The sequence below is a fragment of the Streptomyces sp. NPDC057697 genome (genome assembly GCF_042799335.1).
Taxonomy (GTDB): Bacteria; Actinomycetota; Actinomycetes; order Streptomycetales; family Streptomycetaceae; genus Streptomyces.
This window is the reverse complement of record NZ_JBHVJA010000001.1, coordinates 861,104-884,761: the sequence shown is the minus strand read 5'-3', so window position 1 is coordinate 884,761 and position 23,658 is coordinate 861,104. Positions and strand designations below refer to the sequence as shown.

General features: G+C 71.0%; 17 protein-coding genes. 15 read left to right on the top strand and 2 right to left on the bottom strand.

The features are described 5' to 3' along the window. Window positions 1–199 precede the first annotated feature (199 nt). The 11 genes from ACFVFH_RS03930 to ACFVFH_RS03880 all read left to right on the top strand — a co-directional run bounded on the left by ACFVFH_RS03930 (window position 200) and on the right by ACFVFH_RS03880 (window position 16,250). Window positions 200–4,291, top strand: a complete 4,092-nt coding sequence (locus ACFVFH_RS03930) for an Rne/Rng family ribonuclease (RefSeq protein WP_383762937.1) — start codon at window positions 200–202, stop codon at window positions 4,289–4,291. Between the two features lie 422 nt (window positions 4,292–4,713). Continuing rightward, complete coding sequence (rplU, locus tag ACFVFH_RS03925; protein WP_030921216.1) at window positions 4,714–5,034, top strand: 50S ribosomal protein L21; 321 nt, start codon at window positions 4,714–4,716, stop codon at window positions 5,032–5,034. A gap of 14 nt (window positions 5,035–5,048) precedes the next feature. After that, a complete protein-coding gene (gene rpmA, locus ACFVFH_RS03920) occupies window positions 5,049–5,306 on the top strand; it encodes a 50S ribosomal protein L27 (RefSeq protein ID WP_383762935.1) in 258 nt (85 codons plus the stop codon). 161 nt (window positions 5,307–5,467) lie between these two features. Beyond that, window positions 5,468–6,904, top strand: a complete 1,437-nt coding sequence (gene obgE, locus ACFVFH_RS03915; RefSeq protein WP_383762932.1) for a GTPase ObgE — start codon at window positions 5,468–5,470, stop codon at window positions 6,902–6,904. Between the two features lie 278 nt (window positions 6,905–7,182). Continuing rightward, window positions 7,183–8,682: a D-ribitol-5-phosphate cytidylyltransferase gene (locus ACFVFH_RS03910; RefSeq protein WP_383762929.1), complete on the top strand. Its 1,500-nt coding sequence runs from the start codon at window positions 7,183–7,185 to the stop codon at window positions 8,680–8,682. A 132-nt stretch (window positions 8,683–8,814) separates the two neighbouring features. Then, the gene (locus ACFVFH_RS03905) at window positions 8,815–10,860 is read left to right on the top strand and encodes a hypothetical protein (RefSeq protein WP_383762926.1); all 2,046 of its coding nucleotides are present in this window, start codon (window positions 8,815–8,817) and stop codon (window positions 10,858–10,860) included. A gap of 156 nt (window positions 10,861–11,016) precedes the next feature. Next, complete coding sequence (locus ACFVFH_RS03900; protein ID WP_383763583.1) at window positions 11,017–12,228, top strand: glycosyltransferase family 2 protein; 1,212 nt, start codon at window positions 11,017–11,019, stop codon at window positions 12,226–12,228. 137 nt (window positions 12,229–12,365) lie between these two features. Then, entirely contained in the window at window positions 12,366–13,436 is a 1,071-nt protein-coding gene (locus ACFVFH_RS03895; protein WP_383763580.1) for a glucose-1-phosphate thymidylyltransferase, read from the top strand. Next, window positions 13,433–14,419: a dTDP-glucose 4,6-dehydratase gene (gene rfbB, locus ACFVFH_RS03890; protein WP_383762923.1), complete on the top strand. Its 987-nt coding sequence runs from the start codon at window positions 13,433–13,435 to the stop codon at window positions 14,417–14,419. Before ACFVFH_RS03895 ends, rfbB begins: the two co-directional genes overlap by 4 nt. Beyond that, entirely contained in the window at window positions 14,416–15,300 is an 885-nt protein-coding gene (rfbD, locus tag ACFVFH_RS03885; protein ID WP_383762921.1) for a dTDP-4-dehydrorhamnose reductase, read from the top strand. The genes rfbB and rfbD overlap by 4 nt, the downstream gene beginning before the upstream one ends. Window positions 15,301–15,455: 155 nt before the next feature. Beyond that, on the top strand, window positions 15,456–16,250 hold the full coding sequence (locus ACFVFH_RS03880; protein WP_383762918.1) for a class I SAM-dependent methyltransferase: 795 nt from the start codon (window positions 15,456–15,458) through the stop codon (window positions 16,248–16,250). Between the two features lie 90 nt (window positions 16,251–16,340). Here the strand turns inward: ACFVFH_RS03880 and rfbC are convergent, their stop codons facing one another. Then, window positions 16,341–16,940 (bottom strand): dTDP-4-dehydrorhamnose 3,5-epimerase, encoded by a 600-nt coding sequence (gene rfbC / locus ACFVFH_RS03875; protein WP_383762916.1) that lies wholly within the window; start codon window positions 16,938–16,940, stop codon window positions 16,341–16,343. Between the two features lie 88 nt (window positions 16,941–17,028). After that, on the bottom strand, window positions 17,029–19,068 hold the full coding sequence (locus ACFVFH_RS03870; RefSeq protein WP_383762913.1) for a glycosyltransferase: 2,040 nt from the start codon (window positions 19,066–19,068) through the stop codon (window positions 17,029–17,031). A gap of 378 nt (window positions 19,069–19,446) precedes the next feature. Here ACFVFH_RS03870 and proB point away from each other — a divergent pair, with 378 nt between their 5' ends. The 4 genes from proB (at window position 19,447) to ACFVFH_RS03850 (ending at window position 23,334) form a co-directional block, all read left to right on the top strand. Continuing rightward, complete coding sequence (proB, locus tag ACFVFH_RS03865; protein ID WP_383763577.1) at window positions 19,447–20,532, top strand: glutamate 5-kinase; 1,086 nt, start codon at window positions 19,447–19,449, stop codon at window positions 20,530–20,532. A gap of 143 nt (window positions 20,533–20,675) precedes the next feature. Beyond that, window positions 20,676–21,176 carry a hypothetical protein gene (locus ACFVFH_RS03860; RefSeq protein WP_383762910.1) on the top strand — a complete coding sequence of 167 codons (501 nt, stop codon included), beginning with the start codon at window positions 20,676–20,678 and terminating at the stop codon, window positions 21,174–21,176. Between the two features lie 192 nt (window positions 21,177–21,368). Then, a complete protein-coding gene (locus ACFVFH_RS03855) occupies window positions 21,369–22,652 on the top strand; it encodes a glutamate-5-semialdehyde dehydrogenase (RefSeq protein ID WP_383762907.1) in 1,284 nt (427 codons plus the stop codon). 67 nt (window positions 22,653–22,719) lie between these two features. After that, window positions 22,720–23,334, top strand: coding sequence for a hypothetical protein (locus tag ACFVFH_RS03850; protein WP_383762904.1), 615 nt, complete (start codon window positions 22,720–22,722; stop codon window positions 23,332–23,334). Window positions 23,335–23,658 lie beyond the last annotated feature (324 nt).

Here is a 23,658-nt window from a genome sequence, read left to right as displayed (position 1 = left end):
AGCCATCCGGTTCGGGCCGCGCGATGACCCATAAGACTTTCGCCAGGCCGTACGCAGCTCGCGTACGGAACCGGCGAGCCAGACATTGAGCTCCCGTGCGGCGCCCGCGCCCCGGACGGCGGAGCCGCGTACTTCACGCGGACCGTGCCGGACCGGAATCAGACGCGGCGCCCGGGAGCCTGACGGGAGAACCGCCCGCATGCCCCAGTCCAACGAACCCGGCACGACCGGGAACGCCGAAGAGAACAACGCACCCGGCGACAAGCTGCCGCCGCGCCGCAGGCGCCGCGCCGCGTCCCGCCCGGCCGGTCCGCCGGTGGCGGACGCACAGGGCGCAACCGCCGAAGAGGTCGCGCCGGCCATACCGGCCGCCGATGCCGCAGGGGCGGACAGCAACCCCGCCGACGCCGCGAGCGCCGTGTCGGACGAGGCCGCGCCGCCCGCCCGTACGCGCCGTCGCGCGGTCCGCAAGGCGACGGCCCCGGCCGGTGCGCCGCAGGCCGCCGAAGCCACCGAGGCCGCCGTGAGCACCGAGCCCGTGGCCGAGGCCCCGGCGGAGGCGGCGCCCGCGCGTCCGCGCCGTCGTGCCGTCCGCAAGGCGACCGCTCCGGCCGGTGCGCCGCAGGCCGCCGAGACCACCGAGGCCGCCGAGCCCGTCGCCGAGCCCGCGCCGGAGCCCGAGGCTCCCGCGGAGGCGGCGCCCGCCCGTACGCGCCGCCGTGCGGTCCGCAAGGCGACGGCCCCGGCCGGTGCGCCGCAGGCCGCCGAAGCCGTGGAGATCGTGGCGGAGGCACCGGCCCCCGTGGAGGCCGAGCCGGTCGTGGAGGCCGAGCTCGCCGCCGAGCCCGAGCCCGCCGCGCCGCGTGGCCGCACCCGGCGCCGGGCATCCGCCCCGGCCGGTGCGCCGCAGGCCGCCGAAGCGCCCGCCGAGGCCGTCGCGCCCGTCGAGGAAGCAGCCGCCGAGGAGGCCGAGCCCGTCACCGAGCCCGCCGCCGAGGCACCGCGCGGCCGTCGTCGCGCGGTGCGCAAGGCGACGGCTCCGGCCGGTGCGCCGCAGGCCGCCGAGGAGGCCGCGGAGCCCGCTGCCGCCGAGAAGCCCGTGGCAAAGGAGCCCGCCGCCGAGCCCGCCGAAGCCGAGGACGCCGCCCCGCGCGGCCGTCAGCGCCGCCGGGCCACCGCCGCCGCCGGCCGGCCGGAGTTCACCGCCAAGGCCGAGGAGCCCGTACGCAAGGGCCGTCGCGCCGCGCGTCCCGCCGTGGCCGTGTTCCAGGCCCCGGTCTTCGCCGAGCCGATGTTCCAGACCCCGGAGACCGCCGCCGCGGCCGCCGCGGCGTCGCGCCACGCCGAGGTCGAGGCCGAGCCCGAGGAGGAGACCGAGACGGTCGAGGAGCCGACGGCCGCCGTCGAGGCCCCGGCCGCCGAGGCCGCGCCGCAGGCCGGTTCGCGTCGCCGTCGCCGCCGTCGCGGCGAGGCCGCCGAGCCCGAGCAGACCGCCGCCCCCGTGGCGGAGGAGCAGGCCGAGGAGGAGCCCGAGCCGGAGCACGAGGCCGACGCCGAGCACGAGGGCGACGAGACGGACGAGTACGGGGACCGGCCCTCGCGCCGTCGCCGTCGCGGAGGCCGTCGCCGCCGTCGTGGTGAGACCAGCGAGGGTGACGAGGCCGCGGAGCAGCACGACGACGCCGCCGACCACGCCGAGGACGACGAGGAGCGCGCTCAGGAGTCCGAGGAGGAGGACGAGGAGCACGAGGCCTCCGCCTCCGGTTCCAGCAGCAGCCGTCGCCGTCGCCGCCGTCGTCGTCGCAGCGGAGACGCCGCCGCCGACGCCGACAACGGCACGGACGACCCGGAGCGCACGGTCGTCAAGGTCCGCGAGCCCCGCAAGAAGGAGGAGCGGGAGCCCGGCACCGGCTTCGACGAGGTCCAGTCCATCAAGGGCTCGACCCGTATGGAGGCCAAGAAGCAGCGCCGCCGCGAAGGCCGTGAGCAGGGCCGCCGTCGCGTCCCGATCATCACCGAGGCCGAGTTCCTGGCCCGCCGCGAGGCCGTGGAGCGGGTCATGGTCGTCCGCCAGAACGGCGAGCGCACCCAGATCGGCGTCCTCGAGGACAACGTGCTCGTCGAGCACTACGTCAACAAGGAGCAGGCCACCAGCTACGTCGGCAACGTCTACCTGGGCAAGGTGCAGAACGTCCTGCCGTCCATGGAGGCCGCCTTCGTCGACATCGGCAAGGGCCGCAACGCCGTGCTCTACGCCGGTGAGGTGAACTTCGAGGCGCTCGGCATGGCCCACGGGCCGCGCCGGATCGAGACCGCGCTCAAGTCCGGCCAGTCCGTCCTCGTCCAGGTGACCAAGGACCCGATCGGCCACAAGGGCGCCCGTCTGACCAGCCAGGTCTCGCTGCCCGGCCGCTACCTGGTCTACGTGCCCGAGGGCTCGATGACCGGCATCAGCCGCAAGCTGCCCGACACCGAGCGGGCCCGGCTGAAGACCATCCTCAAGAAGATCGTCCCCGAGGACGCGGGCGTCATCGTCCGCACCGCCGCGGAGGGCGCCAGCGAGGACGAGCTGCGCCGCGATGTCGAGCGGCTCCAGCAGCAGTGGGAGGACATCCAGAAGAAGGCGAAGGGCACCGGCAGTTCCAACGCGCCGACCCTGCTCTACGGCGAGCCGGACATGACCGTCCGGGTCGTCCGCGACATCTTCAACGAGGACTTCTCCAAGGTCATCGTCAGCGGCGACGACGCGTGGGAGACCATCCACGGCTACGTCTCGCAGGTGGCGCCCGACCTGAAGGACCGCCTCTCGCGGTGGACCTCCGAGGTCGACATCTTCGCGACCTACCGGATCGACGAGCAGCTGATGAAGGCGCTGGACCGGAAGGTCTACCTGCCGAGCGGCGGCTCGCTGGTGATCGACAAGACCGAGGCGATGGTCGTCGTCGACGTCAACACCGGCAAGTTCACCGGCCAGGGCGGCAACCTGGAAGAGACCGTCACCAAGAACAACCTGGAGGCGGCCGAGGAGATCGTGCGCCAGCTGCGGCTGCGCGACCTCGGCGGCATCGTGGTCGTCGACTTCATCGACATGGTGCTGGAGTCCAACCGGGACCTGGTGCTGCGGCGCCTGCTGGAGTGCCTGGGACGCGACCGTACGAAGCACCAGGTCGCCGAGGTCACCTCGCTGGGCCTGGTCCAGATGACCCGCAAGCGGGTGGGCCAGGGCCTGCTGGAGTCCTTCTCCGAGACCTGTGTCCACTGCAACGGGCGCGGCGTGATCGTGCACATGGAGCAGCCGACCTCGGTCGGTGGCGGCGGCAACGGCAAGCGTTCCAAGAAGCGCGGCCGGGGCGGCGCGGACCACGAGCACGTGGCCGAGGCCGTGACGGAGACCGAGGCCGAGACCGAGGCCGAGCTGGCCGCGGAGGTGGCCGCCCCGGTGGCGCTGCCCGAGCCGGAGTTCGTTCCGGACGAGGAGCTGTACAGCAGCCCCGCCGAGGCCGAGGCGGCCGCCACGCGCGGCCGTGGACGCCGCCGCGCGACCCGCAAGGCGACGGCCCCGGCCGGTGCGCCCAAGGCCGCCGCTGCCGCCGCCCCGGAGGTTGTCGAGCCGGAGCCGGAGCCGGTCGTGGTCGTGGAGCCCGAGCCGGTCGTGGTCGTGGAGCAGGTCGCCGAGGCTCCGGCCCCGGTGGCCGAGGAGGCTCCCGCGGCCGAGGCCCCCCAGGGCCGTACGCGCCGTCGGGCGACCCGTAAGGCGACCGCCCCGGCGGGCTCGCCCGCCGGGACCGAGCCCGCCCAGACCGAGCAGGCCGAGACCGAGAAGGCCGAGACCGAGCAGGCCCCGGCCGAGACGGTCCCGGCCGAGCCGGTCGGGCAGCCGGAACCCGCCCCCGAGGCCGCGCAGCCCGAGGCCGCACCCGAGGAGGCGGCCCCCGAGGCCGCCCCGCCGCGTGTGCGCCGCCGGGTGACCCGCAAGGTCACCGCCCCCGCGGGTTCGCCCTCCGGAGCGGACGGGGCCGAGGTCGTCGTGGTGACCGGTCCGACCGAGCCGAAGGCCGAACCCGAACCCGAGGCCGAGGCCGCCGAGCCGGCCGAGGCGGAGGCCCCGGTCAAGAAGGCGGCCCGCAAGACCGCCAAGAAGGCCACGGCCAAGAAGGCGGCCACCACCAAGAAGACGGCCGCCAAGAAGACCGCCGCGAAGAAGACGACGGCCAAGAAGGCGGCGACGAAGAAGGCGGTCGCCGCGGAGCAGTCCTCGAAGTCCGCCGTCTCGGCCGACGCCGAGGCGTAGCGGGCAGGACGGGACACGGGACGGCCCCACGAAGGCCGCCGGAGCCCCTCCACGGCCTTCGTGGGGCCCGTACGACGGCCGGTGGGCCACACTCGACACGGGTGTGGCCCACCGGCCGTTCAGGCCCGTCCGGGCCCGTGTGGCCGCCGTGACGGAGCGAGCGCGGGCGGCCGGGCAGGACGACGCGAGGGGGCCGGGCAGGAATGAACGGGGGAGCGGCGGGGAAGGACACAGGGCCCGGTTTGACCCTCCGGACGGCGCCCCGTAACCTTGCCCTTCGGCGTGTTTCCATGCGCCTGTCCCTGAGCAACCCCCTCCCTTTCACAGGTGAGAGGCCGCTCATCCTTCCGGATCGTCGCGGGCTTCGGCCTGCGCGAGCGGCTGGCATCAGGGGCTTCGTTCCGAGCGAGAGAGAGATCCGCGTGTACGCCATCGTGCGCAGCGGTGGCCGCCAGCACAAGGTTGCTGTCGGTGACATCGTTGAGGTTGACAAGATTTCCACTGCCCAGGTTGGCGACACGGTCGAGCTCTCGACCCTGCTCGTGGTCGACGGCGACGCCGTGACCAGCGACCCGTGGGTGCTGGCCGGGATCAAGGTCCAGGCCGAGGTCGTGGACCACCACAAGGGCGCGAAGATCGACATCCTTCGCTACAAGAACAAGACCGGCTACCGCCGTCGCCAGGGTCACCGTCAGCAGTACACGGCGATCAAGGTCACCGGTATCCCCGCGGCTGCGAAGTAAGGGACTGAGGAGACATGGCACACAAGAAGGGCGCATCGTCCACCCGGAACGGGCGCGATTCCAATGCTCAGCGGCTCGGCGTGAAGCGCTTCGGCGGTCAGGCCGTCAACGCCGGTGAGATCCTGGTCCGCCAGCGCGGCACCCACTTCCACCCGGGCACGGGCGTCGGCCGTGGCGGCGACGACACGCTGTTCGCGCTCGCCGCCGGTGCGGTCGAGTTCGGCACGCACCGTGGCCGCAATGTCGTGAACATCGTTCCGATCGCCGGCTGATCTTCGGCGCTCGTCGAGCGGTTCTGCGGAGGCGGACCTCACTTCCCGTACGGGAAGCGGGTCCGCCTTTCGCGTGTTTCTCCCATGAGAGACGGCTGCCTCCTCCGCGGGGACAGCGCGAGTGAGACATTTCTGCATGTATGTAACTGGAGGTTCCCACCATGACCACCTTCGTGGACCGCGTCGAGCTGCATGTCGCCGCGGGTAACGGAGGCCACGGCTGCGCCTCCGTACACCGTGAGAAGTTCAAGCCGCTCGGCGGTCCTGACGGCGGCAACGGCGGCCGTGGCGGCGATGTGACCCTGGTCGTGGACCAGGCGATCACCACGCTCCTCGACTACCACCACCACCCCCACCGCAAGGCCACCAACGGCCAGCCCGGCGCGGGTGACAACCGGTCCGGCAAGGACGGCCAGGACCTGGTCCTGCCGGTGCCCGACGGCACGGTCGTGCTCGACCGCGACGGCAATGTGCTCGCCGACCTGGTCGGCCAGGGCACCACGTTCGTCGCCGGACAGGGCGGCCGCGGCGGCCTCGGCAACGCCGCGCTGGCCTCCGCCCGGCGCAAGGCCCCGGGCTTCGCGCTGCTCGGCGAGCCCGGCGAGGCCCGGGACATCGTCCTGGAGCTCAAGACCGTCGCCGATGTCGCGCTGGTCGGCTACCCGAGCGCGGGCAAGTCCTCGCTGATCTCCGTCCTCTCGGCGGCCAAGCCGAAGATCGCCGACTACCCCTTCACCACCCTGGTCCCGAACCTCGGCGTGGTCACCGCGGGCAGCACCGTCTACACCGTCGCCGACGTCCCGGGCCTGATCCCGGGCGCCAGCCAGGGCCGGGGCCTCGGCCTGGAGTTCCTGCGGCACGTGGAGCGCTGCTCGGTGCTGGTGCACGTGCTGGACACCGCGACGCTGGAGTCCGACCGCGACCCGGTCTCCGACCTCGACATCATCGAGGAGGAGCTGAAGCAGTACGGCGGTCTGGAGGACCGGCCCCGCATCGTCGTCCTCAACAAGATCGACATCCCGGACGGCCAGGACCTCGCCGACATGATCCGCCCCGACCTGGAGGCGCGCGGCTACCGCGTCTTCGAGGTGTCCGCGGTCGCCCGTACCGGGCTCAAGGAGCTCTCCTTCGCGCTCGCCGGCATCATCGCCGAGGCGCGTGCCGCCAAGCCGGTGGAGGTGGCGACCCGCATCGTCATCCGTCCGAAGGCCGTCGACGACGCGGGCTTCACCGTCACGCTGGAGGAGGACGGCATCTACCGGGTGCGCGGCGAGAAGCCGGAGCGCTGGGTACGCCAGACCGACTTCAACAACGACGAGGCCGTCGGCTACCTGGCCGACCGGCTCAACCGCCTCGGCGTCGAGGACGCCCTGGTGAAGGCCGGTGCCCGCGCGGGCGACGGCGTGGCCATCGGTGCCGAGGACAACGCGGTCGTCTTCGACTGGGAGCCGACCCTGGCGGCGGGCGCGGAGATGCTCGGCCGCCGTGGCGAGGACCACCGGCTCGAAGCACCGCGCCCGGCGGCGCAGCGCCGACGCGACCGCGAGTCGGAACGCGACGAGGCGCAGCGCGAGTTCGACGAGTTCAACCCGTTCTAGGAAGGACGACGGCCGCCGGAACCGCACCTTCCGGCGGTCGTCGCACACGCTCCGCGTCATACGTCCGGGGGAACCGGACCCGCTCAAGGGTGAATCATGCCGCTCACTCGTGTGGCGTCGGTCACCTGGCCGGGAAGCGCGGATTCCGGTATTCGCCCTGATCGCAAGGCAACAAAAGGTTTCGATACGGCATGCGGTGACCGACGTCCACCTTGCGAGACGGTAACGGAGAGTGCAACCATCGCGGTATCTCCCAGCCCTCGCAAGGTAGGTCGTCTGTGTCTGCTCAGCACATAGTCAAAGCCCGAACCACAGCAGTCGTGCTCGCCGGCGGCACCGGCCAGCGCGTGGGTCTGTCCATTCCCAAGCAGCTGCTGAAGATCGCAGGCAAGGCTGTCATCGAGCACACACTGTCGATCTTCCAGCAGGCCGACTCCATCGACGACGTCATCGTGCTCATGGCCCCGGGCTATGTGCCCGACGTCGAGAAGATCGTCGCCAAGGCCGGGCTGACCAAGGTCACCAAGGTGATCGAGGGCGGTGCCACGCGCAACGAGACCACCGAGCGCGCCATCGAGGCGCTCGGCGAGGGCCTGGCCGAGGGCGAGGACCGCAATGTCCTCTTCCACGACGCCGTGCGCCCGCTGCTCTCGCAGCGCGTCATCAAGGACTGCGTCGACGCGCTCGACCGCTACCAGGCGGTCGACGTCGCCATCCCGTCCGCGGACACGATCATCGTGACCCGCACCCACGGCGGCGACGGCGAGTTCATCACCGATGTGCCCGACCGCTCCCGGCTGCGCCGCGGCCAGACGCCGCAGGCCTTCAAGCTCTCCACGATCCGCCGGGCGTACGAGGTCGCCGCGGGGGACCCGAACTTCCAGGCGACCGACGACTGCTCGGTCGTGCTGAAGTACCTCCCCGACGTACCGATCTATGTCGTGGCGGGCGACGAGTACAACATGAAGGTGACCCAGCCGGTCGACGTCTTCATCGCGGACAAGCTCTTCCAGCTGGCCTCCACGGCCGTTCCGCAGCCGACCGACGACGCCGCCTACCGTGAGCTGCTCACCGGCAAGACCCTCGTCGTCTTCGGCGGCTCGTACGGCATCGGCGCGGACATCGCGACGCTGGCCGAGTCCTACGGCGCCACCGTCTACGCCCTGGGCCGCTCCACCACCGGCACGCACGTGGAGAACCCCGAGCACATCGACGAGGCGCTCGCCAAGGCGTACGCGGACACCGGCCGGGTCGACTACGTGATCAACACGGCGGGCGTGCTCCGCATCGGCAAGCTCGCCGAGACGGAGACCGCGACCATCCAGGAAGCGCTCAACGTCAACTACCTGGCGCCCGTGCAGATCGCCCGCGCCGCGTACAAGTACCTCGCCGAGACCAAGGGCCAGCTGCTGCTCTACACCTCCAGCAGCTACACCCGGGGCCGCGCGGAGTACAGCCTCTACTCGTCCACCAAGGCCGCCATGGTGAACCTCACCCAGGCGCTCTCGGACGAGTGGGCGGCCGACGGGGTGCGGGTGAACTGCGTGAACCCCGAGCGCACCGCCACCCCGATGCGCACCAAGGCGTTCGGCGAGGAGCCCGCAGGCACGCTGCTCTCCTCCGAGGCGGTGGCCAGGACCTCGCTCGACGTCCTGCTCTCCGAGATGACCGGCCATGTCATCGACGTGCGCCAGCAGGACCCGACCCGTGGTGCCTCCGAGGCGTCCGGCTTCGAGCAGGCCCTTGCCGCTGTCCTGGACCGACAGGCCGATGTGTAATACTGCTTGACAATCGACTATTCGGACCCCTGCAGTCGCCATGAGCGCACCGCAGGGGTCCGAATTCGTGAAGCTCGGACTTCACATTCCCCTTGTAAGGTAAAAAGTCGGCACCCTCGGGAGCGGTACTTCGTGATTTCGAAAGCCATGCGCTTGGCTCGGGTGGGCAGCGGTTCGGAGCTGGCCGCCGCGCTCCTGGTGGCTCTGGGGTTCCCGTGCATAATGCTCGCGGCAATAATCCCCAATCTCTGGTTCTTCGCCGCGGCCACCGCGGTCACTTATCTCGCGGACCGGTATCTGCACCACTGCGGCAGCTACCTGATCAACCGGCTCGCCGCCGTCCGGGCGGGGCTCTCGATCCGCTTCCTGGTCCGGCAACTGCTCCTCATCCTGCTGCTGTCCCGCATGGGATACGGCGAGGAGACGCTCTTCTACGTGACGGTCGCCTGTCTGCTGGCCTTCTACGGACTCCAGGCCCCGCAGAGCGCGATGGTCACGCTGGTCCGGCTGCGCCGCAAGCTTCCGGTCGTCACCCGCAACATCGACCTGGCGTCGGTGCGGATCGCGGACGCCCCGCCGCAGGCCCTGATGAGCAGGCCCGCGGAGAAGATGCTGCACCTGGACGTCTTCTCGATGGTGGGCGTGCTGGTCGCGATCGAGACCGGCAAGGAGGCCATCGCCTACCTCGGCCTCGGCCTCACGCTCGCGCTCGCCGTCTGCTATCTCCTGGCGCTGCTGCCGTACGTCCGGCCGAGCCGGCTCGTGCCGCCGGAGACCAAGGTCCTCAACGCGGTGGGCGACTGGCTCGCCGCGTACCGGCCGACCGTGCTGCTGTACTTCTCCGGATCCAAGGACTCCGCCTACCAGGCCAACATGTGGCTGGAGACGATGGCCCAGCTCGGCGGGCGGCCGATGATCCTGCTGCGTGAGCGCAACATCGTGCCGCAGCTCGCCACCACCTCGGTGCCGGTGCTCTGCGTGCCCGGTGGTGTGCACCTGATGAACCTGGACCTCTCGTCGGTACGGGTCGCGCTCTACGCGGCCAATGTCGGCAAGAACATCCACCTGCTCCGGGTGCCGACCATGAAGCACGTCTTCATCGGCCACGGCGACAGCGACAAGATCGCCAGCGTCAACCCGTACAGCAAGGTCTACGACGAGGTGTGGACCGCGGGCCGGGCCGGCCGCGACCGTTACGCGCTGGCCGACGTCGGCGTCCGCGACGAGGACATCGTGGAGGTGGGCCGCCCGCAGCTGGCCGCCATCCGCTCGTGGTCCGGCACGCAGAACCACCCGGTCCCGACCGTGCTGTACGCGCCCACCTGGGAGGGCTGGGACGACAACCCGGGCAACACCTCCCTGCTGCTGGCCGGCGAGAACATCGTCAGGCGGCTGCTGGAGGCCGAGCAGCCGGTCCGGCTGCTGTACAAGCCGCACCCCTTCACCGGCACCCGCAGCGCCAAGGCCAAGGCGGCGCACCTGCGGATCACCGCGATGATCGAGCAGGCCGCCGCCCGGCGTGCCACCGACCCCCGCTGGGCCGAGCAGTCGGCCGCGCTCCGGGGCGAGCAGGCCGAGGCGCGGGCCGAGATGGCCCGGATCGAGGCGCGGCTGGCGGAGCTGGCCGGCGGCGGGCGCACCGCGCGGGACGAGGCGGAGCTGTCCCGGGACTCGCTGGCCGACCCGGCCCGCGAGGCCGAGACGGCGCGGCTCAAGGACGAGTGGAACGCGGCGTCCTGGCGTGCGCAGGGCTGGTGGGAGCACCGGGTCATCACCGGGGCCCAGATGCGGCTGTACGACTGCTTCAACGAGTCGGACGCCATGGTCTCGGACATCTCCAGCGTCGTGTCCGACTTCATCGCGAGCGGCAAGCCGTACGCGGTCACGGACTCGGCCGAACTGGGCGAGGACGAGTTCCGGCGGCAGAACACCGCGGTGCGTGCCGCGGTGATCCTGTCCAACTCGGCGGTCGAGCTGGACGCCCTGCTCGCCGCGGTGACGGACCCGGCTGCGGACACCCTGGCGGAGGCCAGGCGTGAGCTCAAGCAGTACCTCCTCGGCCCGGACGAGCCCACCTCGATCGTGCAGTTCGACACGGCCGTTGCGGCGCTCGCGGCGAAGTCCGATGCCCGGAATGCCGGAGTGGCGAAGAGTCTGGGCGAACCCGTGGGTGGCTAGAATCCGACCCTCCGCATTACCTGATCGCGTAAGGCCCGGCATACCCCCCAAAGGGTTGTGCCGGGCCTTTGTGATGAGCATCACCATTTGGCCGTGTGGCGTCAGACAACCAACGGACCTGTATGACTGTCTTCTGTTTGTGTGAACCAGACGCAAATTCCTGACGTGACCGTGGTTGTTGGTGCATATGAGGCCATGCCCTACCTCGTCCGCTGTCTCGAATCAGTAGAAACGCAGACCATCGGTGCCGACCGGATCGAAATCGTTGCGGTCGACGACGGCTCCACCGATGGCACGGGTGAGTACCTGGAGGAATTCGCCGCGAGGTCGAAGGTTCCGACCAGAGTGATCAGACAGAAGAACTCGGGCGGTCCCAGCGGACCGCGCAATGTGGGCCTCGGCCTGGCCCGCGGCCGCTATGTGTTCTTCCTGGACGCCGACGACTACTTCGGCGACGAGGCCCTGGAGCGGATGGTGACCATGGCCGACCGGGCGGGCACCGATGTGGTGCTCGGCAAGGTGGTCGGTGTGAACCGGGGGGCCCCGAAGTCGATGTGGGGGGCGACCAAGGAGCGGGTCGACGTATACAACTCCAAGGTCATTTACACCCTGAGTGCGCAGAAGCTCTTCCGGCGTGAACTCCTGGAACGGCTCTCCCTGAGATTCGACGAGAATCTCAAGACCGGGGAGGACGCCCTCTTCACGATGGAGGCATATCTCCGCGGCGCCGGGGTCTCGGTGATCTCCAATTACGTCTGCTATTACCTGGTGGGCCGTGACGACGGGAAGCACGTCACGAAGAGCGGTACCTATGTGTGGCGTTTCGACTCGATGCGCGCCATGATGGAGCTCATTCACCGGATCGAGCCCGCAGGTCCGAAACGGGATTTCCTGATGGTCCGGCCCTTCACGGTCGGAACGCTCCAGCAGTTCGGTCCCGTCGTGCTGAAGGATTCCGAGGAAGTCCGGCGGCACAAGATGGAACTCGCGGCTCCGCTCATGGAGACGTACTGGACCGACGGCGTCGCCCGGCTGATCAAGGTGCCGGAGCGGCTGCGTCTCGCCTGTGTGGCGCAGGGCCGGATGGACCTGCTCATCGAGATCGTGCGGTACGTCAAGGCGAAGACGGTTCCGGACGTGGTCAAATCGCGCGACGGCCGGAAGCTCTACCTGGCGTACCCGCACTTCCGTGACAAGTCGGCCCGGCTGGCCGATTCCAACTACGAGGTCACGGTGCCGGACTGGCACGACGGCAAGCGCATCGAGCCGCCGAAGGCCGTCGCTCCCCGGCCCTCGTTCTCCCGCCGGGTGGTCGGCAGGATGCGCCGGGACGCGAGGCGGTGGAAGAAGCGGCTGAACGCGGGGTGAGGTCCGGCCGTCCCCCGGACGTACCACGCAGGTGTTGATCGGACGGATTCACCCGAAATCACACCGGTGCGGTCGGTAAGGTCGACGGGACATCGCGCCCGCGACAGGACCGACAGCTCACCATGGGGACTGGTCACGTGAAGGCTCTCGTACTATCCGGAGGGGCCGGCACCCGCCTGCGGCCCATCACGCACACCTCGGCCAAACAGCTGGTGCCCGTGGCGAACAAGCCCGTGCTGTTCTACGGGCTGGAGGCCATCGCGGAGGCGGGCATCACCGAGGTCGGCATCATCGTGGGCGACACCGCGCCCGAGATCCGCGAGGCGGTCGGGGACGGGTCGGGGCTCGGCATCGAGGTCACGTACATCCCGCAGGACGAGCCGCTCGGGCTCGCCCACGCGGTGCTGATCGCGCGTGACTTCCTGGGCGACGACGACTTCGTCATGTACCTGGGCGACAACTTCATCGTGGGCGGGATCACCGGTCTGGTGGAGGAGTTCCGCGCGGACAAGCCGGACGCGCAGATCCTGCTGACCCATGTGCCCGACCCGACGTCCTTCGGGGTCGCCGAACTCGACGCCGACGGCCGGGTCGCGGCACTGGAGGAGAAGCCGAAGGTGCCCAAGAGCGATCTGGCGCTCGTCGGGGTCTACCTCTTCACCCCCGCCGTCCACGAGGCCGTCCGCTCGATCGAGCCGTCCTGGCGCGGCGAGCTGGAGATCACGCACGCCATCCAGTGGCTGATCGACCAGCGCCGCGACGTGCGCTCCACCACGATCCACGGCTACTGGAAGGACACCGGCAACGTCACCGACATGCTGGAGGTCAACCGGACCGTCCTGGAGGGGGTCGAGCCCTTCCACGGGGATGCCGAGGTCGACGAGGGCAGCGAGATCATCGGCCGGGTGCGGATCGAGGCGGGCGCCAAGGTCAGCGGCAGCCGTATCGTCGGCCCCGCGATCATCGGCGCCCGTTCGGTGATCAGCGGCGCGTACGTGGGCCCGTTCACCTCGGTCGCGGAGGACGTCCGCATCGAGGACAGCGAGATCGAGTACTCCATCGTGCTGCGGGGCGCGTCCATCGCCGGTGTCCGCCGCGTCGAGGCGTCGCTCATCGGCCGTGATGTCGAAGTGACCCCCGCGCCCCGATCCCCGTCCGCCCACCGACTCGTACTCGGCGACCACAGCAAGGTGCAGATCTCCTCATGACCACCGACATCCTGGTGACCGGCGGCGCCGGTTTCATCGGCTCGCACTACGTCCGTACGGTGCTCGGCCCCCAGGGCCCCGGCGACGTCGCCGTGACCGTGCTCGACAAGCTGACCTACGCGGGCAACCCGGCCAACCTCGACGAGGTGCGCGACCACCCCGGCTTCCGGTTCGTGCAGGGAGACATCTGCGATCCGGAGCTGGTCGCCGAGCTGATGGCCGGGCACGACCAGGTGGTGCACTTCGCCGCCGAGTCCCATGTGGACCGTTCCATCGACGGCGGCGCCGAGTTCGTCCGTACCAACGTCGTGGGCACCCACACCCTGATCCACGCCGCGCACCGGGCGGGCGTGAAGACCTTCGTGCACATCTCCACCGACGAGGTCTACGGCTCGATCGACGAGGGCTCCTGGCCCGAGACCCACCCCCTGGCGCCCAACTCGCCGTACTCCGCCGCCAAGGCGTCCAGCGACCTGATCGCGCTCTCGTACCACCGCACCCACGGCCTCGACGTGCGGGTGACCCGCTGCTCCAACAACTACGGGCACCACCACTTCCCCGAGAAGGTCATCCCGCTCTTCGTCACCAACCTGCTGGACGGCAAACCGGTCCCTCTTTACGGCGACGGCGCCAACGTCCGCGACTGGCTGCACATCGACGACCATGTGCAGGGCATCGAGCTCGTCCGCACCAAGGGCCGGGCCGGCGAGGTCTACAACATCGGCGGCGGCACCGAACTCTCCAACAAGGAGCTCACCGGCCTGCTGCTGGACGCCTGCGGCGCCGACTGGGACACCAGCGTCACCCATGTGGAGGACCGCAAGGGCCATGACCGCCGCTACTCGGTCGACTGCACCAAGATCCGCGAGGAGCTGGGCTACGAGCCCCGCAAGGACTTCCGCACCGGCCTCGCCGAGACCGTGCAGTGGTACCGCGACCACCGCGCCTGGTGGGAGCCGCTGAAGGACCGGGCCGCGCTGTGAGCGCCGTCTGGCTGGTCACCGGAGCCGCCGGGATGCTGGGCCAGGACGTCCTGGCCCGGCTCGCCGGGGAGGAAGCGACCGCGGTCGCCGCGGACCGGGCGGCCGTGGACGTCGCCGACCCCGGTTCGGTGCGGGCGGCCTTCGAGGAGCACCGCCCCGCCGTCGTGGTCAACTGCGCCGCCTGGACCGCGGTCGACGACGCCGAGTCCCAGGAGGACGCCGCGCTGCGGGTCAACGGCACGGGTCCGGCGGTCCTCGCCGAGGCCTGCCGCAAGCACGGCGCCGTGCTCCTCCACGTCTCCACGGACTATGTCTTCGCCGGGGACGGCGCCGAGCCGTATGCCGAGGACGACCCGACCGGGCCGCGCGGCGCCTACGGCCGCACCAAGCTCGCCGGCGAACAGGCCGTCCTGAGCACCCTGCCGGAGACCGGCTACGTGGTCCGCACCGCCTGGCTCTACGGGGCGGGCGGCGGAAACTTCGTCCGTACGATGATCAGGCTGGAGGGCGTCAAGGACACCCTCGACGTGGTGGACGACCAGCGGGGTCAGCCCACCTGGACCGTCGACCTGGCCGACCGGCTGGTCCGGCTCGGGCGGGCCGCCCTCGCGGGCACCGCGCCCGCCGGGGTCTACCACGGCACCAGCGGCGGCGAGACGACCTGGTTCGGCTTCACCCGGGAGATCTTCCGGCTGCTCGGCACCGACCCGGAGCGCGTCCGTCCCACCACCAGCGAGGCCTTCGTGCGTCCGGCCCCCCGGCCCGCGTTCAGCGTGCTGGGCCACGACCGCTGGGCCGCGGCCGGTATCGAACCGGTCAGGGACTGGCGGGAGGCGCTGGCCGAGGCATTTCCGGCGCTGGTCGCGGCGGAGCGGCGATGATCATCAATTGATCGTACAAGCGATCAGAATGCGTCAGATTCCATAGAGGTTCGAAACGCGGGTTTACACAGGGGAGAACGCTTACGACATAGTGCGGTCATAAGGTAACTTCGCCGGGAACCGGACCGGTTGGTTTCTGCGAAGGGCTGCTCCACGTGAACCGCCATGACTTCCTGCGTCATCTGCACCGTGTCTACCGTCCCCGGAACTATCTGGAGATCGGGGTCAACGACGGCAGAAGCCTGGCCCTCTCGCGGGTCCCCTCCGTCGCCGTCGACCCCGCCTTCCGGGTCGTGACGGACATCAGCTGCGACGTCCACCTGGTCAAGGCGACGAGCGACGCCTTCTTCGCCCGCAAGGACCCCCTGCTGCACCTGCGCACCGGCCGCAACCCGTTCCGTGCCCTCGCCCGCCGCGATCCGTTCAACGTCCTCGGCGGGGACCCGAAGCTGGAGCTCGCCTTCATCGACGGCATGCACCTCTTCGAGTACGCCCTGCGCGACTTCATGAACGTGGAGAAGCACTCCCGCTGGTCGAGCGTGATCGTGCTGGACGACATGCTGCCGCGCGACGTCGACGAGGCGGCCCGCGACCGGCACACCAAGTTCTGGACCGGCGACGTGTACAAGGTGGTGCAGGTGCTGCGGCGTTACCGCCCCGACCTGGTGGTCGTCGAGGTGGACACGGAACCGACCGGCGTGGTCGCCGTGTTCGGCGCCGACCCGGGGAACGACGTCCTGACGAACGCCTACGACAAGATCGTCGAGGAGTTCGTCGTACCCGATCCGCAGGACGTGCCCGAAGAGGTACTGGCCCGCAAGAACGCGGTCCGGCCCGAGGCGCTGCTCCGAGCCGACTTCTGGCCGGCCCTGTCCCGCGCCCGCAATCTGCGCCGCCCGCGCTCCGCCTTCGCGCCGCTGCGTTCGCGCATCGAGGCCGTGACGGGCTGACCGGACCCGGACGGCGCCACGTTCGGTCCACGCCCGAAGCCCCCGCGATCCGTACGGACCACGGGGGCTTCGGCGCGCCCGCCCCGGGAATCAGCCGCGGGCGCGCAGCTGCGCGTAGTACTCCTGGCACGCCTCGTACGAGGGCAGCAGGCCCTGCGCCTCGGCCTCGGCCAGCGAGGGCGACGCGGCGTCCTTGTCGGAGAGCAGCGGGGTGATCCCCTGCGGCCACTCGATGCCCAGCTCCGGGTCGAGCGGATGGATGCCGTGCTCGCGGCCCGGTGCGTAGCCCTCGGAGCACAGATAGGCGACCGAGGCGTCGTCCGTCAGCGCCATGAAGGCGTGGCCGAGGCCCTCCGCGAGGTAGACGGAGTGGTGGTCGACGTCGTCGAGCCGGACGGCTTCCCACCGCTTGTACGTGGGGGAGCCGACCCGGATGTCCACGATGACGTCGAGCACCGCGCCGCGCACGCACTTGACGTACTTCGCCTGGCTCGGCGGCACGTCCGCGAAGTGCACGCCGCGCAGGGTCCCCCGGCTGGAGACGGAGAAGTTGGCCTGCGCCAGCCGCAGCGTGTGCCCGACGGCCTCGCTGAGCTCCGACGCCCTGAACCACTCGTGGAAGCTGCCGCGGCTGTCCGGGAAGATCTTGGGCTCATGCACCCAGACCCCCGCGATGGAGAGCTGCCGCATGCGATCACGTCCTTGTCCTGTTGCTCGTGACCGATGCACTCGGCCGGGTGTGTGCGGGTGGGAAACGCAAGGAGGTACGGGGCGCGGGTCAGCCGGTGAACCATGCGGCGAGCCGGCGCACCCGCTTGCGGCCCCCGGCCGGGAGCCGTCGCACGAGGGGACCGCCGACCGAGCGCAGGGCGCGGCCCAGCTTCGCCTTCCTGCGCCGGCCGACGATCTCCCGCATGAGCTCGGGGGAGATCGCGGGCAGGCTCGGCGAGACGGCGATCCGGCCGCCCCTGGCCACGGTGACATCGCAGAGGTGGAGCGCGGGGTTCTTGTCGCCGTCCAGCCGGACCGCGAGCTTCCAGGCTCCGGGGTCGACGCCCGGGGCGCGGCCGGGCACGGTGAGGTGGGCCCGGCCGTCGGTGGGGAGCAGCCTGGTGCGCAGCTGGTGGGAGGGCCCGTCCGAGCCGTCCGCCGGGCTCAGGACCAGCGTGGCCTCCGAGGGCGCGGTGGCGGACGTGGTGAACAGGTCCAGCCGCAGTTCGATACGGCCGCCGGGGGAGCGCAGGACCGGACGGCCTTCGAGGTACTCGGCCAGCCGTTTGGCGCGGCGGGCGACGTCGAGGGTGAGGTTGCCGTGCGGGTTGGTGAAGTACGGGATGACGGCACGGGCCGGAGAGCCCAGCGAGGCGGGCAGACAGGCGGCGTCCACCTCCGGGTCGCGGTCGGCGCCGAGCCGGGCCTTGCGGACCAGGCCGAGACCGCGCAGCGGCACCCAGACGTCCCAGAAGCCCTGCGACACCCGGCCGCGGCCCTTGACGGCCTCCGAGCCGATCCGGCCGCTGCCGTGGAGCACGACCTCGCAGACATCGTCGCCGAGCTCCTCCACCCGGGTGGTGAAGCTCGCGGGGCAGGACCACTCGACGGCGGTCTCGCGGTTGCGGAGCGACAGCTCGGCGGAGAAGCCGGACATGCCGTCGGTGACGTCCAGGAGCTCACCGTCAGGCAGCAGGCCCTCGGTGATGTCGGGGTGGAGGAAGTAACGCCCGTCGCGGCGCAGCAGTTTCAGCGGGGCCCGGTCCTCGCCGTGCACCAGCCTGCTGCTGACGGTGAGGTCGATCCGGCCGTCCGGCAGCCAGGCGAGCTTCTCCAGACGGGCGGCCGCCTTGACCGACGCGGCGAAGCGGGCCAGCCGGACGAGGCCCTGGCGGTCGTCGTCGCGCAGCAGCGTGGAGCGCAGCCGGAGCACCGGGCCGAGTCCGTCGTGCACCCCGTCGTCCATGAAGTCCGCGGCCAGGCCCCGGACGGCGTCGCACATCTCGTCCAGATACTCGGGGTCGTACTTGAGGACGGCGGGCTCGCTGAGCCGGCCGAGCATCTCGACACGGTAGAAGCGGCGCAGCAGCCTGTCCCGGAACGCGCCGGGCTCGGTGTGGGCCACGACGACGTCGAGGACCTCTCGGAGGTTGCCGTAGTAGCCGGACGGGACGATCTTCGCGGATCCGGCGTTCTGGCCGTCGTCCCGCCGGGAGTAGTAGTAGCAGGTGTAGTCGCCGAGGATCGAGACGACCTCGGCGGGGAAGTACGCCTGCATCATGTAGAGCTGGTCCTCCAGGCGGCGCTTGCCCTCGGGGTAGGCGATGCCGTTCTCGCGGAGGAACTCCGTACGGAACATCTTGTGCGGAGTGAGGCTGTCGTACAGGGGTGCGTCCTGGAGGTTGCACTTCTCGCGGTTCTTCTTGAACACGCCGTGCGGGACGCCGCGGAAGTTGCTCGCCACCTTGCCGATGACGATGTCCGAACCGTTGCGGCGGCCCATGCCGTACATCCGTTCCAGGGCGCCGGACGCGAGGAAGTCGTCCTGGTCCACGAACTGGACGTACTCGCCCTTCGCCTCCTCCACACCGGTGTTGCGGGGCTTTCCGGGCCAGCCGGAATTCGGGATGGTGATGACACGGAAATGCGGATGCTCCCCGGCCAGCTTCTCCAGTCGCTCACGCGTGTCGTCCGTCGAGCCGTCGTTGACGAAGAGAACCTCGAACTCCCTTGCGGGGAGGGTCTGTCGCAGCAGTGAGTCGATGCAGGGGTCGATGTACTTGCCCGGGTTGTATACAGGAATGACGACACTTACTTTGACTGGCATTGCTGCTGTCCCATGTCTGTTGAAGTCCCTCTGGCCGACGGCGGATGCGGAGCCTGCACCGCCGGGAATGGGCATTTAGGAAGCCACCCGCCGCACCCTATCGGCTGCTGGATGGTCCAGGTGCCCCATTGGATTTCTATACCGCCGGAGCGTGATTCCGCCGACAGTATGCGGAAACTGACCGGCGATCCGCAGGCCGTTCGCCGTCCGTGCGGCGCCTGCCGGTAAACGGAGGACGGCGCACCGCGGCGGTCCAGGGAGCGGAACGCGCGGGCGCGGGATCCGCCGCTCGCGTAGATTGCGAGGTCCGGCGGGGCCGAATCATTGGGGATGTACGTGTCAGGGGCAAGGCAGGGCGTCACAGAGGCCCGCAGGATCGTGGTCAAGGTCGGTTCCTCATCCCTCACCACCGCGGCGGGCGGCCTCGACGCGGACCGTGTCGACGCGCTCGTCGACGTGCTGGCCAAGGTGAGGAGCGGCGGGGAGCGCGAGATCGTGCTCGTCTCCAGCGGCGCCATCGCGGCCGGGCTCGCCCCGCTCGGCCTGCTGCGCCGCCCCAAGGACCTGGCCAGGCAGCAGGCCGCCGCCAGCGTCGGCCAGGGACTGCTCGTCGCCCGCTACACCGCCTCCTTCGCGCGGTACGGCGTACGGGTCGGCCAGGTGCTGCTCACCAGCAACGACACCAGCCGCCGCGCCCATTACCGCAACGCCTGCCGCACCCTCGACCAGCTTCTGGACATGGGCGCGCTCCCGGTCGTCAACGAGAACGACACCGTCGCCACGGACGAGATCCGGTTCGGCGACAACGACCGGCTGGCCGCGCTGGTCGCCCACCTCGTCCGCGCGGACCTGCTGGTCCTCCTCTCGGACGTGGACGGCCTCTACGACGGCGACCCCAGCACCCCGGGCACCTCGCGGATCGCCGAGGTGACCGGCCCCGAGGACCTCGCGGGCGTCACCATCGGCAGCGCCGGGAAGGCGGGCGTCGGCACCGGCGGCATGGTCACCAAGGTCGAGGCCGCCCGGATCGCCACGGCGGCCGGCGTCCCCGTCGTGCTCACCTCGGCCAGCCGGGCCGCCGACGCCCTGGCCGGACGCGACACCGGCACGTACTTCCACCGCACCGGACGCCGCTCGGCGGACCGGCTGCTCTGGCTCGCCCACGCCTCCACCCCGCAGGGCTCACTGACCCTGGACGACGGCGCCGTACGGGCGGTCGTCGAACGCCACAGCTCGCTGCTGCCCGCCGGAATCGCCTCGGTCGAGGGCGAGTTCACCGCCGGTGACCCGGTGGAACTCCGCGACCTGGGAGGCCGGCCCGTGGCCCGCGGACTCGTCAACTTCGACGCCAGGGAGATCCCGCAGCTGCTCGGCCGCTCCACCCGGGACCTGGCGCGGGAGCTCGGTCCCGCCTACGAGCGCGAGGTCGTACACAGGGACGATCTGGTCGTACTGCACTCCTGACAAACCCCTGAAAGGGCTGAAAGTCCAGTATCGGGGCAGAGACCTTCACGAAAACCGCCCCATCCCCGGCTGCGGACTGGTCAACTTTGTACCGGGGAAACAGCGGGGTACAGCACAGCAAACGCATTCACAGGAGGCCGCCGGTGAGACGAGCGCGCCCGGGGGCGCCGCCCCGAGGAACGGGTGGCCGGGCCCTGACCAGCGTCGGAGCGGGTGCCGACTTCGACGGGAGCCGGACCGCGGACGGAGGGGACGGCCGGACCACCCGGCCCGAACAGACGGCGGCGAAGGAGGAACGCACTCCGTCGAAGCTCTGGCACATCACACTCAGTGTCTCGGGAGCCGCCATTCCCCTGAAGGAGGTCAGACGCGGGCTGGAACAGCTCGCGCACGACCATCCCTTCCTGCTGACCAGTCGGTACGCCAACGACCACGCGGAGATCCGCTACTGGGAAGAGGCCCGGGACCTGCACGACGCGGCGGCCGTCGCGCTGCGGCTCTGGGGCGAACACCGCTCCACGGCCAAGCTCCCGCCCTGGAAGATCGTCGGCCTGGAGGTCATCGACCGCGAGACGTACCACCAGCGCGTCGCCGAGGGATACGGGCCGCCGCCGGCCGCCCCGGTCGGAGTGCACCCGTACTGAGCGGTGACCGGTTGCGGGGGCCGTCCTCGGGCGCGGTCGCACCGCGGCGGCGGCCGGTCCGGGCCGGGGCCGTCCCGGACCGTGGTCGCTCCGCGTCGCCGTTCGTCCCGGAGCGCGGTCGTTCCCGGCCCGGTCGTCTCGCATCACGGGATGAGCGACGGATGCCCGCAGTGTGCGCACTACCCTGCGGGCATGACCACGCTCTCGCCGTACGACAACATGTCCCCGGTCGCCCAGGCCGCCTACCGGGCACGCTCCGCCGCCGCCGACATCGCCCCGCTGCCGCGCGCGGCGAAGGACGACGCGCTGCTGGCGATCGCGGACGCGCTGGAGGTGCGGACGGGCGAGATCGTCACGGCCAACGCCGAGGACGTCGCCCGCGCCCGTGAGGCCGGTACCAGCGAGTCGATCATCGACCGGCTCACGCTCACCCCGGAGCGGATCCGCGCCATCGCCGCCGACGTGCGGGACGTGGCGGCGCTGCCCGACCCGGTCGGCGAGGTCGTCCGCGGCTCGACCCTGCCCAACGGCATCGACCTGCGACAGGTCCGGGTGCCGCTCGGCGTGGTCGGGATCATCTACGAGGCCCGCCCCAACGTGACGGTCGACGCCGCCGCCCTCTGTCTGAAGTCGGGCAACGCCGTCCTGCTGCGCGGCTCGTCCTCCGCGTACTCCTCCAATGTCGCGCTCGTCCGGGTGCTGCGCGACGCGGTCGGCGGCTCCGGGCTCCCGGCCGACGCGGTGCAGCTGGTCCCGGGCGAGAACCGGGACTCCGTACGGGAACTCATGCGGGCCCGCGGTCTCGTCGACGTCCTCATCCCGCGCGGCGGCGCCTCGCTGATCCGGACGGTGGTCGAGGAGTCCACCGTGCCGGTCATCGAGACCGGCACCGGCAACTGCCATGTGTACGTGGACGCGCAGACCGACCTCGACATGGCCGTGGACATCCTGATCAACTCCAAGGCACAGCGCCCGAGCGTCTGCAACGCGGCCGAGACGCTCCTGGTCCACCAGGACGTCGCCGCGCGGTTCCTGCCGCGCGCCCTGGACGCGCTGGCCGAGGCGGGCGTCACCGTGCACGGCGACGAGCGGGTGCTCACGTACGCCGAGGGCTCCAAGGCCACCGTGGTGGAGGCGACGCCGGAGGACTGGGAGACCGAGTACCTCTCCTACGACATCGCCGCGGCCGTCGTGGATTCGCTGGACGCGGCCGTCGCGCACATCCGCCTCTGGTCCTCCGGGCACACCGAGGCGATCGTGACCACCTCCCAGGCCGCGGCGCGCCGCTTCACCCAGCTGGTGGACTCCACCACGGTGGCCGTGAACGCGTCCACCCGCTTCACCGACGGCGGCCAGTTCGGCTTCGGCGCCGAGATCGGCATCTCCACGCAGAAGCTGCACGCCAGGGGCCCGATGGGCCTGCCGGAGCTCACCTCGACGAAGTACATCGTCACGGGCGACGGCCATGTGCGGTGACCTCGGCGGGCCGGTGAATATTGCGGGCTCCCTGCCCAGAACGACCCGGCGGGGCTAGTCTGAAACCGTGCCGGACGACGTGGGGGGCAGGCCGTTCCCGGACGGCTGGGAGCCCGACGACGACCGCGGGGGCGCGGACGAGGACTTCGCCTCCGTGGTGTTCGACGAGGACTTCGTACGGGCCGCCGAGATCCATGAGCCGACCGCCGTGGAGCGACTGCTGGCGGCCGCCCAGGCGCGCGCCGAGGCCGAGGCCTCCCTGGCGTCCGCGGGCGGCGGCCCCCGGGAGGACGACCTCTACGACGAGGGGTACGGCCCCGGCGTGTACGGGCGCGAGAGCGCCTACGGCGACCCGCTGGACCCCGAGGGCGACGCGTACGGCAGCGGGCCCTACGGGCGCCACGGCGGCGCTCTGTGGCCCTACCGGGGCGCGGCGCGCTGGCACCGCCCGGTGGCCTGGCTGCTCGCGGTGCTGATGGGCATCGGCATGGTCGCGCTGGCCTTCGGTGCCGTCTACCGCAACACCTCGGGCAACAGCCGTCAGGAGCCCGCCCCGCCGCCCGCCACGACGGGCGTGGACAGCGGCGTGGACAGCCTCCACGCTTCGGCCCCCGGCGCCACTCCACCGGCCGCCACGAGCTATCCGCGCCCCACGGTCTCCGCGATCCCCCGCGCGCACTGAGGAGCGGACCGGACGGCTCCGCCGGTGCGGGTCGCGACCGCGCCCCCGCCGGTCCTCCCACGGCCTGTCTTTCCACGGCTCTCCCACGGTGCCCTCGCGGCCCTTTCGCCGTTCTCGCGCTCTTCTCGCGCAGTTCTCTCGCGGCCGGGCGTTTACCCCGGTCGTAATCGACCTACCCTGAAGGTATGACCCCTCTCGCCGAGGGGGCTTCTCACTCGTCCGTACATGCGCAGTCGTGCGACGTCATACGAACTCATGACGGGCAGGCCCTGTCCGAAGCCATTCGGCCGAAGCAGAGCGAAGCGTTTCGGCCCCGGCCGGTGA